The organism is candidate division WOR-3 bacterium (genome assembly GCA_039801365.1).
Lineage (GTDB): Bacteria > Hydrothermota > Tepidihabitantia > Tepidihabitantales > Tepidihabitantaceae > JBDRUN01.
The window spans coordinates 1-13,418 of sequence record JBDRUN010000069.1; the positions used below are offsets into that span (position 1 = coordinate 1).

Here is a 13,418-nt window from a genome sequence, read left to right on the forward strand (position 1 = left end):
GTTTCGATGCGCAGCGCACGGCCAGCGCGAAGCGGTGCTGAAACCCGAGGATACCAGGCGTTCGAGCAGTGGGTTAGGCCCAGAGTGCCGGCTGAGTTTTGGAAGCCGACGGTGGCCTGGGTGTAGTCGTTGGCTGTGGCGTAGTGGATCGTTATCGAGTTGTCGCCGGTGGGTGTCGGGGTCGTGTAGTCGTGTATCTGGATTTGGACTTTTTCCCAGTGCTGGAGATGGCCGAAGTATGGGACGGAGTCGTATTCGATGATGAACCGGCCGCCCGCGCTGTCCCAGTGCTGCCAGATGTTACCGTATTGGGATGGGTCAAGGTCGTCCCAGCACACGGCGATGATGTTGGGCGGTGAGTTGGGATAGGGGAGCTGGACGTTGACGAAGTCCACCCGGTCGGTCGTGCCGGGTGCAATCCAGCCGTTGGAGCAGATTGAGATTGAGTCGTATTCGGTGCCGTAGTAGCGCCATTTGCCGAACCCCGATGGTAGGGCAATCGTCCGGGTTTCGTCGGCGCCAAGCGGGAGTCTGGTGCCGAGTCCGGAGAGTTCGAGCCAGTCGTAGTCCGGGCGTCGGGCATAGCAGGAGTCGGTATCGTCGTAGATGCAGTAGCCATACTGGTCCGGCCCGGCCGGCAGGTTCATGGAGTCGCCAACGATGATCGGGATGCGGAGCGTGTCGTCGTAGCCGGGACCGCTGAGAATCAGGCGGCAGTGCAGGGGTTGTTCGATCGGCGCATCCGGAGCCGCACTGAGCCGAAACCAGTCTTGAGCCGAGACTGTGGTGTCGGCCTCAGAGGCCGGTCCAAAGGTTCCGAGCCCGTCGAGAACCGTAAGCCAGGGACCAAGGCTTTCGAGTCGTGCGGTCAGGGCTGGTGACGGAGTGCCGGCGTTGCGGAGTACGATGCTGACGTCCGCAGTTTCAGCCCGGTCGAGTTTGGCGTTTTGCGGGCCAGTTTCAGCCAGGACCCGGAAGGTCTTGTAGGTCAGGCCGGGCCGGTCCCGGGTGTAGAGTGAGATGTCGTCGGCGAAGACCTTCGCCGCTGGGTAAACGCTTCAACTGTTGCCAAGGACATAGGCAAGGAGTGCGACCCGGAGCGCAGTGATTGAGTCCGGGTTGACAGCAGGGAGGTTGGCGAGCTCGTCTTGGAGCCGGAACCGGTATTCGTGCCAGTTGAGCGAGTCTGGCGCTCGGATGAGGTGCAGACAGGGGGTCGAGGTCCAAATGCAGCCGCGGGTGGCGGAGTAGATTCTGGTCTCGCCAAGTACGGTGTCGTGCTGGCCAAGGTATTCAAGGCAGACTGCGGCCGCAGCAAATAGGGAGTCGCGTTCGGTCTTGGCCGTGAGCCGGGCCGAGACTGAGAATCCGAGGTCGAGCGCGGGTAGGTTGATGCGCTGGCTGAGTTTCATGCCTTGGTGGAGCATTTTGTGGAGCATGATTTCGTAGTCCCGGTCCGGGTCGTAGTCGTTCAGCCGACGGAGTCGGCAGTTGCCAGTGTCCGGGAAGTCACCCCAGGTATAGAGTTTCCAGCCAGAGTCCGGCACGAGTTCGAAGCTGCCGTTGTAGAGGAGTTCGCGGGCCGGCATGGTCGCACACAGGGTCAGGGCTGTAAGCCAGGCATGGGCCAGCGCTGGTTTCATGACGGGTAGATGCTACTGTCCTGGGTGGGGGTGGTCAAGGTAGGGGTCAGGTCGGTCGAGTCGGACCGCAAGCACACGTTCAAGGAGGACGAGCAGGGTCTGGCGGTTGAGACCACGTCTGGTGTAGCGGTTGACAAGTGCGCGCCAGGCTTGTGCTCTTGCTTCGTGCAGGATGATGATGTCAATGCCGGTGCCGGCCGGGTTCTGGCGCCGGATTCTTGCCGCCTGTTGGACGAAGTTCCAGTACCGCAGGAGCAGGTAGCTAGGCACGCCAAGGCGACCGAGTTGAACCCGAGTTCTGATTGATAGTTGTTGGAGTTCTTGCGTTCAGTTGCGCATCGGGCCGGCCGAGTGGTGCGTAGTCTAGGGGTTGGCCGGTGCGAGCAGCCGGTTTAGGTTCTGCCAGTAGTTTTTGTCCATGCCGGGTGGCACCGGGCCGGCGACAAGTGTCCATGCTTTGAGTGCGAGCCGGCCGATGGTGCTGGGGTCAAGTCCGGGCCGGACAAGACGCGCGGTTGCTTCGGCTAAGTGGGCGGCGAGCGTCAGGGAGTGGTGTTGCCGGCAAAGGGTGTAGAATCGGCTGAGCAGGGTGCGGAGCGTGTTCGGGTCTTGGACGGTGAGACCGAGTCTTGCCGCTTCCTGCGCCATCAGGTGCATGTACCGGGCAGCCGAGATTCTTGTCCGGCTGGAGCCGGAAGGCGATGCCAGGTCAGGGGGCAGGGCTTCTGGTCTGGGTTGTCTTGTTTTCATGTTGTTTTCCTTTTCTTGTGCGGGGCGCAGGCATGGGACCCGCGCCCCGCTTTCTCAGGCGCGAGCAGCGTGGTTTATGGCGTTGGCGGACCGACGTTGAACACCTGAGTTCGGATCGTCTCAAGTACGGATTGGGTCAGACCCCGGGCAACCCATTTGCCAATCAAGGTCGCAGCCTCACGGGCAAGGGTTTCGCCCGAGTATCGGCCGGATTTGGCCCACATTTCCCTTCCGAAGCAGAGGTAGTCCGGGACCGCTGAGACCGACACGCCTTCGGCGTTCAGTACCTGCTTTACCGCGACTTCCATCTCGGCCAGTTCGGCGTAGATGGCGGACGCGTGTTGCAGATAGGTCGGCTTTCCGGCCTCGGTTATCTCTTTGATCCGGTTCGGGTCGTACTTGAGGTTCCAACGGGCAGTTCGGTCACCGCCGGGAACAACTCTTGCCATTACCTTCTCCTTTCTGGAGTTTTGACTTGGTGCCGGCTTGTTCCAGTTCTGCCCGCGCTGCCGGTTAGGGCGGGCTCCTCCGTTCCTCTCATTTTAGTTGTGCTGCTGGTTCATCTGGGGTCCGGTACCAGGCTGCGCGGCTGGCCTTCGTCTTTCCAGTACCAGTCGTTGTCGAAGTACGTGGTGTACTTTCTTACCCAGACCCGCATTTTGTCCATGATGTCGGCCACCTCTTCGACCGTGAGGAAGTATTTTCTTGCCAGTTCGGCATAGGAGCGGTGCTTTGACAGGCGCTCGGCCACGCACATCTTGATGACCGGCTGTTGGCATGCCAGGGCGTAGCGTAGCTGTTCGAGCGCTTTTCGCTGCCGGAACCGTTCAAGCGGTGTCTTTCTGCTGATCGGGTCGATCGGTACCGCCGGGGTGGGCGTGAGCTTGCGTCTTCTTGGGCGTGTTTTCGGGTCAGGCTGGGTTTCGGAGTGTTGAGTGGTGTTTTCCATTTGGTTCCTCCTGGACAAGTTCCTGTTGCAAAACAAGGCCCGGGCCATGCTGAACGCAGGCGCTGGGGGTCATGGGGGGGCTTATCGGGGGGATGACCCAGGGGATGACCCAGGGGTCGGTACGGATGTCGCCCGGGAGTTAGTATCGGCTGGTGACGGTCTGAATCACCGGCCAGGCCGTAAGGACAGCCAGGGTAATGGTTGTCCGGTACACCGGTGCAGCGGTTACAGGGATGATTGTCTAGCGGGTTGTCGAACGGGTTGCCGGGTTGGTTCTCACTAGTGTCTTCGGTACTGTTGTCCGGTATGTTATCCGGGTTGTCGTGCAGGCGGCAGGAGCATACTGACCTGGTCTGAGTCGGGCCAGAAGATGAGAACTCGCGCTTCCCGACACGCAGGAGCCACGAGTCAGGCCCCGGGGTCTTCCTTCCCAACACGCAGTAATGATACCGCAGTCCGGGCCTTGAGTCAAATGCGTCGCGTCGGGCCGGGCCGGAAATGGTGATGAGCGGGGTTCGCACCGGATGAGTTCTTGACTTGGCCGGCAAAGGAGGTATCTTTACCCCCTGTGAAAACGCTGGTAACGAGCGCGTTACCTTACGCCAACGGGGAAATCCACTTCGGACATCTGGCCGGCGCGTATCTTCCGGCTGACATTTACGTCAAGTATCTTCGGCTCAAGGGTGCGGATGTGGTCTATATCTGCGGCTCGGATGAGCACGGCGTACCGATTACGCTTGCGGCCCAAAAGGAGGGTCTTTCACCTCAGGCAACCGTTGATAAGTATCATCCGTCAATCAAGCGGTCGTTTGAGCAGTTTGGCATCGAGTTCGACAATTATTCCAGGACGTCGCTGCCGATTCATCACCAGACCGCACAGGAATTTTTCCTGAAGGTGTACGAGAAGGGGCTTTTGGAGCCCCGGACTACCCGGCAGCTTTACTGTCCGTCTTGCCGAATGTTCTTGGCGGACCGGTACGTTGAGGGCATCTGTCCGTCGTGCGGCAGCGACCGCGCGCGCGGGGATCAGTGCGAGGCGTGCGGTAAGTGGATTGAGCCTTTCGACCTGGTCAATCCGAGGTGCAAGACGTGCGGGGCCCGGCCCGAGGTGCGCGAGACAAGACACTGGTTTTTCCTGCTTTCCCGGCTTGAGTCAAGGCTGCGGAAGTGGCTTGCTGGCAAGCCGGATTGGAAGCCGAATGTCAAGCGTTTCTGCGAGGGCTGGTTTGCCCGGGGGCTTCAGGACCGGGCTGTGACGCGGGATTTGCCTTGGGGTGTGCCGGTGCCGCTGCCGGAGGCCCAGGGTAAGGTGATGTATGTTTGGTTTGATGCGCCAATCGGCTACATTTCGTCAACCAAGGAATGGGCCGCAAATCAGGGCCGAGCAGACCGGTGGAAGGACTACTGGCTCGATGAGAAGACGCGGCTGGTGCATTTCATCGGCAAGGACAATATTGTTTTTCACGCCATTGTCTGGCCGGCGATGCTTATGGCCCATGAGGGCATTGTCCTGCCGGCCGAGATTCCGGCGAATGAGTTTTTGAACCTTGAGGGCGACAAGTTGTCAACTTCGCGCAACTGGGCGGTGTGGCTGCCGGACTATCTGGCTCAGTTTCCGGCCGACCCGTTGCGCTATGCCCTGGCCGTGAACCTGCCGGAGAACCGCGACGTTGACTTTACCTGGCGGGACTTCCGGGCCCGGAACAATGACGAGCTGGCCGACGTGCTCGGCAACTTTGTGAACCGGGTTGCGGTGTTCATTCAGAATAACTATGCTGGCCGGGTGCCGGATGTTGGCGCTGAGGATGAATCGTCGCTTGAAGTGCTGCGGACGATCGAGCGCGCCACGGCCGAAGTCGGCACCATGATCGAGACTTTCCGGATCAAGGATGCGGCCCGCAGGGTGATGACGCTGGCCGCGCTCGGTAACCGGTACTTCGATTACCAGGCACCGTGGCGCAGCTTCCGGCAGGACCGGGATAAGTGCGACCGGACGATGGCGGTATGTATGAGGCTGGTGTCAAGCTTTGAGATTCTGCTCTACCCGTTTCTGCCTTTTACGAGCCGCAAGCTGGCCGCAATGCTCGGCCTTGGCCCGCGCCTATGGGACGATGCGGCGCGGCCGACATTGCCGGCCCAGCTCGGCCCGGTTGCGATACTGTTCACCAAAATCGGAGAAGAGAAGATTGCTGAGCAAGTCGCAAGGCTTGGCCCGGCCCGGGCACAACCCGGGTTCCACCGGCCGGATACCAGGAGCAAGGAGCAGCGGCCGGCGAGGAGCGGGCCAGAGCCCGGCGCTAAGGAGAAACCGATGATAAGCTATGACGAATGGAGAAAAGTCGAGCTGCGGACGGCCCGAATCACGGCGGCAGAGCGGGTCAGCGGCACGGAAAAGCTGGTGAAGATGATGATTGACCTGGGCACTGAGCAGCGTCAGATTGTAGCGGGCATCGGCAAGGGCTACGCACCAGATGAGCTCGTCGGCCGGACGATCATCGTCGTGGCGAACCTGAAGCCGGCCAAGATTCGCGGGGTGGAGTCCAACGGCATGCTCCTCGCCGCAGTGGACGGTGACCAGCTTGCCCTGCTGACCGTTGACCGGCCGGTAGCACCGGGTACAGGGGTGTCGTAATTGCGCACGCGCCGAACCGAGAGCAATCCCCAGGGGCTGGTTCTGTTTGACTCCCATGTTCACCTGACCGACAACAAGTTTCTTGGCCGGGTGGGCGACGTGGTGAGACGGGCGGCTCGGTCGGGCGTGCGGGCGATGATGGTTGTCGGCCAGAATGTGCCGGACAGCTACGAAGCGGTCGAACTCACCCGGCGATACGAAGGGCTCTACTGCGCGGTCGGCGTGCATCCGCACGAGGCCGAAGGTTTCCGCGGCACCGATGCCAACGCACTGAAGGAGCTGTGCATTGAGTCCAGAATCAAGGCGATTGGCGAGATCGGTCTGGACTTCTTCCGCACGATTTCGGCCCGGCCGAGCCAGGAAATGGCTTTCGCCATCCAGATTGAGCTGGCCCGTTCTCTGGACCTCCCGATGATAATCCACATCCGCGACGCAGGCCAGCGGGCCCGGCAGATACTCGACGAGCATGGCTACTACACCGGCGTGCTGCACTGCTTTTCCGGGGAAGCGAAACTCGCCGAGTGGGCGATTGAGAAGGGGTTGTACGTCTCCTTTGCCGGTAATCTGACCTACGGCGATGAGCGGCTGGCCGGGCTGGCCAGGACGATTCCGCTGAACCGGCTGATGGTTGAGACCGATGCTCCGTATCTTGCTCCGGAGCCGCACCGGGGCAAGGCCAATGAGCCGGCGCTGATTGCGCTCACCGTCACGAAACTTGCTGGCATCATCGGCCTGACGCCAAAGGAAGCATCAAGGCTCACTTTTGAGAACGCCTGCAACTGCTTTCGCATCACTGACTGACCGAAACAGGACCATCGCCAAGAAACGCTGGCCAATGCCGACGATACCGGAACGTTGCGGCCAGCGGCCGCGGCTTCGGCCGCGCAAGTCGCTCGGCCAGGCGTTTCTCGTGTCGTCGCGCACAGCGCACGCTTTAGTTGCCGCACTCGCTGCGGGTCCGTCCGACACCGTACTTGAAATCGGGCCGGGGAAAGGGGCGCTGACTTTCCGGCTTGCCGGCCGCGTAAGGCGGCTTGTTGCGGTCGAGCTCGATGCCCGTCTGGTTCGCAGGCTGCGTCAGCTTCTCGACCCGACGGTTGAAGTCGTCGAAGCCGACTTTCTGAAATACGACCTTTCGACCTTGGGACAGGCAAGAGTCATCGGTAACCTGCCCTACAACATATCGTCCCAGATTCTATTCCGACTCCTGGACAACACTCGGTATTGGACAACAGCGGTGCTCACCACCCAGCGGGAGTTTGCCGCGCGGGTTCTGGCCGGGGCCGGTTCCAGGGACTATGCGCCTTTGTCGGTTTTTGTGGAAATGGTCTGCAATCGTGAGAAGCTGTTCGACATTCCGCCGAAGTGCTTCCGGCCCAGTCCCAAGGTCGTGTCAACCGCGCTCCGTTTGTCCGTCAGGGAAAGTCCGCGGTACATGCCGGACGATACCAGGTTATTCAGACATGTTGTCAAGTCCGCTTTTGCCCATCGCCGTAAGACCCTGGCCAACAACATCGCGGCCGGACTCGGGCTGAGCAAGGATGAGGCAGTCGGCCTGCTGGCCAGGGCCGGCATCGAGCCTGAAGCAAGGGCCGAGCAGGTTGACCTTGCCGGTTTCGCTGCACTTTACGAAGCATTCCGGCGCGAACGCTGAACGGTCGGCGTTCAACCGGACATGCCGTAGTCCGAATCCGGACCGGACGCGGCCGGCCCGGAGTGTCGGTTCAGTAGCTCGAGGTAGTATTCCACGGTCTTTCGGGCAACGATCGGCCAGGCGTACTGTCGGACCCGGGCAAGTCCGGCCGTGGCAAGCCGGGAACGTAGTCCCGGGTCGGTAAGAACTCTGGTGAGCGCGGTGGCAAGCGCTGCCGGGTCGTCAGGCGGAACGAGCAGCCCGGTCTTGCTGTTCTCGATTGTCTCATCGTAGCCCGGAATGTCGGAAGCAACCACCGGAACGCCTGAGGCCATTGCTTCAAGCAGGACGATGCCCAGGGTTTCGCCGCCCAAGGCCGGGGAGCAATAGACGTCGCAGCCGCAGTAGTAGCGGGGCAGGTCATCGCGCGTTACCGCACCTTGGAAGATGACCGACTGACCAAGACCAAGCTGGTGGCAGATACGTTTGGCCTCAGCCAGCCTGGGGCCGGTGCCGACCACGACCAGCCGAGCGCCCGGCACCGACTTGATAACCATCGGCATTGACCGAAGCAGCACGGTTAGACCCTTGCGTGAGTCAAGCCGACCGAGGAAAAGGATTGTCGGTCGGCCCGGGTCTTTTTCCGGCAATGGTGGCAAACCGGGTCGGAAACGGGCAAGGTCAACACCGGAAGGAATGATTCTGGGTTTGCCCGGCACATAGCTTTGGAACGCCTGCCAGGCCCGGTTGGAAATCGGTACAAGGCCGTGGATGCGCGCAAGGTGCTGGCGGAAAAGCCGACGGAACAAGCGGCTGCCCCAGGTTCTGAGTTTGAATCCGGCGGTAAGAAAAGTGACGACGTGGACTGCGTCGCTGTACCGGATTGCCCAGTACGATATTTCCGGCCAGAACATGCCGTGACAGTGGACGACATCGAACCGGTGCTCGGCGAAGAACCGTTTGACCTGTGCGGCCAGCCTGAGCCCGACCGGAACGGTGGCAAAGGACCGGTTCATCGGCACAAGCCGAGCCTGTCCCAGACGGGTCACCGGAAAGCCGGAACAGGGCGACGATGGCAGGAAACGGGCACCATGGTAGTTTGTCGTCAGGACATGGACGTGAAGCCCGAGGCGGTGCAGGGACTCGGCCAGATTGTGGACGTGTTCGCTGACACCGGAAGGATACGGATGGTACGCGGCCGAAACAAGACAGACGCGAATCGGCTGGTGGTTACGCGGCTGAACGGCCGCGGTCCCGGTCGGCAGTGAATCAGCCATCACCGCACCACCTGCTGGTAAACCTGCTCGATGCGGCCGGCAATCAGGGGCCATGAGTATTCCTGCGCGGCCCGGTGCGCGGTTTGGCCCAGGCGCTGCCGGAACTCGGCTGAGCCGAGCAGGCTGACGAGCATCGGGGCAAGCGCATCATGGTTGCCGACCGGAAACAATAGACCGGTCTTGTCATGGGTGATGACTTCATCATAGCCGCAGATGCGCGAGGCAACAACCGGCCGGCCGCAGGCCATTGCTTCAACCAGAATGATGCCCATTGATTCCGGCCCGAGCGCAGGCGCACAGAAGACCGTGCATCCGGAATACCATGAGGGGAGTTCGTCGGGCTGAACGAATCCGCAGTATTCGACCGCATGTTCGATACCCAGGCGGCGTCCGAGTTTGCGACAGCGGGGCTCGTCCGGGCCTGAGCCGACGACAAACAGCCGGACATCTGGCTCATGCCTGAGTACTGCCGGCATGGCCCGCAGCAGGACAGCTAGGCCCTTGCGACGGTCAATCCGGCTAACATACAGGATCGAAGGTCTGTTGCCCAGGCGCGGCTCAGAACCGGCAGACGGACTGAACCGGACGGTATCAACGCCGTTCGGAATCACTGCACAGTGACCGGGAAACCATGATGTTACCCATTCGGCGCAAGTGCGGGATACAGCGATGCGGGCCCGGAGATGGGAAACAAGCGCCGGGAACAGCAGCCGGAAGGCCTGGCGCACGAACTGGAACGAACGAAAAGTGAGAGAATGAAAGGTCGCGACGACCGGAGCTCGGGCATAGACTGCCGCCCAATATGCGAGCTCAGGCGGAAAAATGCCGTGACAGTGCACGACATCGAACTCATGACGCTGGAGAAATTCGCGTACCTGGTGGGCAAGGGTAGCACCGGCCGACAGCGCAAAGTGGCCGCCAAAAGCCGGAAGAATGACAGCCTGGCCGATGCGTGTTACCGGCACTGGCTCAGGCCGATAGGCCGGGCCATTGTCAGAACCGGACTCTGGCCGTGCGGCTTGATTTGGGACCCGGTAGTTCGTTGTCAGAATGTGCACCCGGTGGCCGGCCGCCTGCAATGACAGGGCGAGGTTGTGGACATGCTCACTGACGCCAGACAGGTAAGGCCGATACGCCGCCGAAACAAGACAGATTCTCATCCGGTGGATCCGAACCCGGACATACCGCGCCGAGTCCGGGAAAGCCGGACTGCCCGGCGCAGCTTGACTGCCGCCAGATTGGAGAACACAAGCTGGGCGATACGGTCGCCCCGACGCACCCGGAAAGCTCGGGACGAACAATTAAAGAGCACGACTTTGATTTCGCCCCGGAAGTCCGGGTCAATTGTGCCCGGACTGTTCAGAATGCCGATGCCGCGGTTTGACGCAAGTCCGGACCTGGGTCGGACCTGGGCCTCAATTCCCTGGGGCAGTTCAAGCCGGACGCCGGTGCGGATGAGTGCGAATCCCTGGGCCGGCACGGTCCGGCTCTCACTTGCGGCAAGGTCAAAGCCGGCCGCTCCGCCAGTGCGCCGCACTGGCATTACCGCACCGGCAAGTAGACAAACGCGGACCTGTTTCACAGCCATCCGGCCCGGAATGCGAACCACTGGTCAGGGTAGCGCCGGACCAGGTCATCAAGACATCGGGCAATCAGCCGCGTAAAATCCTCGATGTCGCGCGCCATATCGCCGGTGGGTTGGAACTCAAGCGCCGGGTTGACCTCGCCATAATAAGGCCGGTGCCCTGGTCGGTCCTGGAGTACGTAGCAACCGACGACTACTGGCAGGCCGTACTTGAGCGCGTAGGCAGCTGGGCCGCGTGGAAACGAACGGTGGGAATCAAATGACGGACAGACAACGCCGTTGCCGGTCAAATCCCGGTCGGCGACCAGGGCCAGAAGTCGCCGGCGCTTGATGGCGTCGGCGATTTTCCGGCGCTCGGGAATCGGAATCGCCTCCATCTCGGCCAGACACCGATAACGATTGAAAGTTTCGGTCCAGCCCGCAGGAATCGGCTCGACGACCGCAGACAGTGGATAACCGTATGCGGTCATGAAAATGGCGGCCAGGTCCCAGTTGCCGACATGCCCGGTCACCAGAATTGCGCCGCGGCCAAACTTGAGGGCGGCCTCAAGATTGCCCGGCCGGTACTCGGTCCAGTTCACAATGCGGCGCTTGAGCACTGGCCCGCGCATCAAGTCAAGATAGCCGATTACCAGATTCACGAAGGTTTGACGAGCGGTCCTTGCGATAGTCTTTTCTGAAGCACCCGCTCCCAGCACATGGCGCAGATTCTCAAGCACCCGCTTGCGCTGGCCGTGGTTCAGAAAAAATGCGACGGTCCCGGCAAACCGCGCAACCGGCAGCACGGCCCAGCGCGGCAGGAAAAACTGGACCATGGTGCCGAGCGGCAGGAGCCAGGTAACCGGCGAGCGCCGCATGGGACTACGCTTTGTCCTGATGCTGGCAGTCTGAGGCGGCAGCAGGGCGCAAGGTGCTTGAGGCAGTATGTGAAGCGGCCTGGGCCAGTTTGTCAGCCGCCTTGTTCTCCTGTCGGGACACAAGCCGGAGTCGGACACCGGGTAGTCGGTCAAGCAAACTGCGGCAGCGTTCGTAGAGTGGTTTCAGATGTTCGTCTCTTACCTTGAACCGGCCGACGAGCTGATTATAGACGAGGGCCGAATCAGTAAAGATGATGGCGTCTGCCGCGCCCCGATTGATCGCCTCGGCAAGACCGCACAACATCGCCTCATACTCGGCCTGATTATTGGTTCGGATGCCGATTGACCGACTTATCTCCTTGACGACCTGCTGATCAACACGGAGTCGGACGCCGATGCCGGCCGGGCCCGGATTGGCGCGGCTTGAGCCGTCAACTTCGACGATCAGCACACTCGATGGGGAAACAGCTTCCCGGTCACGAACGGTCCGGCACGAGTATCCGGCCGCAGGCTTCGCAGGTGTGGATGCGGTCCTGGCGTGCGATTTCAAGCAAACGCTGCGCCGGAATGGGATTATAACAACCGTTACACCGCTCGTTGTGGGTGGTCACGACTGCCAGTCCGCCCTTGCTCTTACGGATGCGTTCGTACAGCGCGACGACGTTCGGCGGCAAAGCGCCGAGCAACTTCGTTCGGCACTGCTCCCGCTCGGCGACTGCGGTGGTGACTTCTTGCCTTTCGGCCTCGAGTGCGGCGACTTTGCGGCCGGTCTCGGCCTCAACCTGACCGGCGTCTTGCTCGACCGCCCGGCGTCGGGCTTCGAGGCGCTCGGCTTCCTCCAGCAGAACGATCATCCGGTCTTCAATCCGGGACTTCAGTTTCTTCTGGGCCTCGATTTCCTTGAGGAAGGCCTTGTACTGCTCATTTGTTTTCGCCGAATAGAGCTGAACCGAGTAGGAATTGATTCGATCCTCGGCCGCCTTCAGGTCTACCTCGGCCAGCCGGTAGTCCTTTCGGTGGTCAACGATTGCCTGACGAGTACTTTCGAGCTCGGTGCGCACCCGTTCAGCCTCCTCTTGCAGCCGAGCAATCCGGCGCGGCAGGTCGTCCATTCTTGCCTTGAGCGTTGCCAGGTCCGTATCAACGCGCTGCAGTTCAACCAAATGCTCGAAAACCAATTTCATACGCAGTCGGCCGCGGGGCTCAGAGTCGTGCGCGGGGAATCAACGGGCCTGCTGCCAGGACTCCATCTGATCATGGACCATCGGCGGGAACCAGAACCTGATACTTTGGGTCGGGCGGCCGGGGTTTCACGTCGGGTCATTGGGCAGGCTGCTGACTAGTCTGGTCGGCTGGGTAGGAAAAAAGGGTGTGCTGGTTCTTGCCAACACACCCAGTAAAATGGGCGATACCTGACTTGAACAGGTGGCCTCTTCCATGTCAAGGAAGCGCTCTAACCAAAGCTGAGCTAATCGCCCGGTTTTCCAGGAACGCGTCACTGTGGGGTCACTATAGTTATCCTGAAGCAGAAGTCAAGCCGATAGCTCTTGCCGGGTCGGCTAAGACGTGGTAGTATTGCCCATGGATAAGTGCGCCTTGTGTGCGACGGCGCGCGCTCGGCGCGAATGCCCGGCACTGGGCCGGCGAATATGTCCGCGGTGCTGCGGCCGGTGCCGGCAACGGTCAATTACCTGTCCGGACGGTTGCCGGTTCCTGACCCAGGGCTACGGGCAGGCAATGGTTAGACTGCTTACCCTTGCCGGTGACGTTACGGTCGAGCGGAGCTGGCCCGATGTAGTGCACAACCTGCGGCTGGCGCTGCTGCGCGTGAAACAGACGCGGGTCCAAGACCTGACTGACCGGGAGTGTGGGGAGGCAGTCGGCAATGTTGCGGACACGCTGCGAACAAGAGCCAAAGGGCTGATCTACGAATACCGCTCTCAGAACTCCAGGGTGCAACTCGTGACCGACGAACTAGCCGAAGTCGCATCCTGCCACGAACAGGGTGTCAGAGGGTTCCGCCGGGTGGCGCTTGAGGATATTGCGATGTGCGTGCGGTATCTCAAACGTCAGCTCGAACAGGCCGAGAACC

At 61.1% G+C, this 13,418-nt stretch carries 16 protein-coding genes and 1 tRNA gene; 4 read left to right on the forward strand and 13 right to left on the reverse strand.

The window, feature by feature from the left end; genetic code table 11:
* The 6 genes from ABIL25_08495 to ABIL25_08520 all read right to left on the reverse strand — a co-directional run.
* On the reverse strand, positions 1-647 hold a 647-nt coding region (locus tag ABIL25_08495; GenBank protein ID MEO0082313.1), incomplete at its 3' end, for a hypothetical protein.
* A gap of 411 nt (positions 648-1,058) precedes the next feature.
* Positions 1,059-1,643, reverse strand: coding sequence for a hypothetical protein (locus ABIL25_08500; protein MEO0082314.1), 585 nt, complete (start codon positions 1,641-1,643; stop codon positions 1,059-1,061).
* Between the two features lie 12 nt (positions 1,644-1,655).
* Positions 1,656-1,913, reverse strand: coding sequence for a hypothetical protein (locus ABIL25_08505; protein ID MEO0082315.1), 258 nt, complete (start codon positions 1,911-1,913; stop codon positions 1,656-1,658).
* Positions 1,914-2,006: 93 nt separating this feature from the next.
* Positions 2,007-2,393 carry a hypothetical protein gene (locus ABIL25_08510; protein MEO0082316.1) on the reverse strand — a complete coding sequence of 129 codons (387 nt, stop codon included), beginning with the start codon at positions 2,391-2,393 and terminating at the stop codon, positions 2,007-2,009.
* Positions 2,394-2,467: 74 nt separating this feature from the next.
* Positions 2,468-2,842 carry a hypothetical protein gene (locus ABIL25_08515; protein MEO0082317.1) on the reverse strand — a complete coding sequence of 125 codons (375 nt, stop codon included), beginning with the start codon at positions 2,840-2,842 and terminating at the stop codon, positions 2,468-2,470.
* A 110-nt stretch (positions 2,843-2,952) separates the two neighbouring features.
* Positions 2,953-3,342 carry a hypothetical protein gene (locus ABIL25_08520; GenBank protein ID MEO0082318.1) on the reverse strand — a complete coding sequence of 130 codons (390 nt, stop codon included), beginning with the start codon at positions 3,340-3,342 and terminating at the stop codon, positions 2,953-2,955.
* A gap of 568 nt (positions 3,343-3,910) precedes the next feature.
* Here ABIL25_08520 and metG point away from each other — a divergent pair.
* From metG to rsmA, 3 genes are read left to right on the forward strand one after another with little or no spacing between them, the layout of a single operon-like run.
* The gene (gene metG, locus ABIL25_08525) at positions 3,911-5,974 is read left to right on the forward strand and encodes a methionine--tRNA ligase (GenBank protein ID MEO0082319.1); all 2,064 of its coding nucleotides are present in this window, start codon (positions 3,911-3,913) and stop codon (positions 5,972-5,974) included.
* Positions 5,975-6,775 (forward strand): TatD family hydrolase, encoded by an 801-nt coding sequence (locus ABIL25_08530; protein ID MEO0082320.1) that lies wholly within the window; start codon positions 5,975-5,977, stop codon positions 6,773-6,775.
* Entirely contained in the window at positions 6,738-7,628 is an 891-nt protein-coding gene (rsmA, locus tag ABIL25_08535) for a 16S rRNA (adenine(1518)-N(6)/adenine(1519)-N(6))-dimethyltransferase RsmA (protein ID MEO0082321.1), read from the forward strand. Before ABIL25_08530 ends, rsmA begins: the two co-directional genes overlap by 38 nt.
* A gap of 11 nt (positions 7,629-7,639) precedes the next feature.
* Here rsmA and ABIL25_08540 read toward each other — a convergent pair whose 3' ends face one another.
* The 7 genes from ABIL25_08540 to ABIL25_08570 all read right to left on the reverse strand — a co-directional run bounded on the left by ABIL25_08540 (position 7,640) and on the right by ABIL25_08570 (position 12,804).
* Positions 7,640-8,884, reverse strand: coding sequence for a glycosyltransferase family 4 protein (locus tag ABIL25_08540; GenBank protein ID MEO0082322.1), 1,245 nt, complete (start codon positions 8,882-8,884; stop codon positions 7,640-7,642).
* Positions 8,884-10,044: a glycosyltransferase family 4 protein gene (locus ABIL25_08545; protein ID MEO0082323.1), complete on the reverse strand. Its 1,161-nt coding sequence runs from the start codon at positions 10,042-10,044 to the stop codon at positions 8,884-8,886. The genes ABIL25_08540 and ABIL25_08545 overlap by 1 nt, the downstream gene beginning before the upstream one ends.
* A complete protein-coding gene (gene dut / locus ABIL25_08550; GenBank protein ID MEO0082324.1) occupies positions 10,041-10,472 on the reverse strand; it encodes a dUTP diphosphatase in 432 nt (143 codons plus the stop codon). The genes ABIL25_08545 and dut overlap by 4 nt, the downstream gene beginning before the upstream one ends.
* Positions 10,463-11,326 carry a lysophospholipid acyltransferase family protein gene (locus ABIL25_08555; protein MEO0082325.1) on the reverse strand — a complete coding sequence of 288 codons (864 nt, stop codon included), beginning with the start codon at positions 11,324-11,326 and terminating at the stop codon, positions 10,463-10,465. The genes dut and ABIL25_08555 overlap by 10 nt, the downstream gene beginning before the upstream one ends.
* Before the next feature lie 4 nt (positions 11,327-11,330).
* Positions 11,331-11,777 (reverse strand): ribonuclease HI family protein, encoded by a 447-nt coding sequence (locus ABIL25_08560; GenBank protein ID MEO0082326.1) that lies wholly within the window; start codon positions 11,775-11,777, stop codon positions 11,331-11,333.
* A gap of 25 nt (positions 11,778-11,802) precedes the next feature.
* A complete protein-coding gene (locus ABIL25_08565; protein MEO0082327.1) occupies positions 11,803-12,510 on the reverse strand; it encodes a C4-type zinc ribbon domain-containing protein in 708 nt (235 codons plus the stop codon).
* A gap of 218 nt (positions 12,511-12,728) precedes the next feature.
* Positions 12,729-12,804, reverse strand: a tRNA-Val gene (locus tag ABIL25_08570).
* Between the two features lie 259 nt (positions 12,805-13,063).
* Here ABIL25_08570 and ABIL25_08575 point away from each other — a divergent pair.
* The coding region (locus ABIL25_08575; GenBank protein ID MEO0082328.1) for a hypothetical protein at positions 13,064-13,418 on the forward strand (355 nt) is incomplete at its 3' end.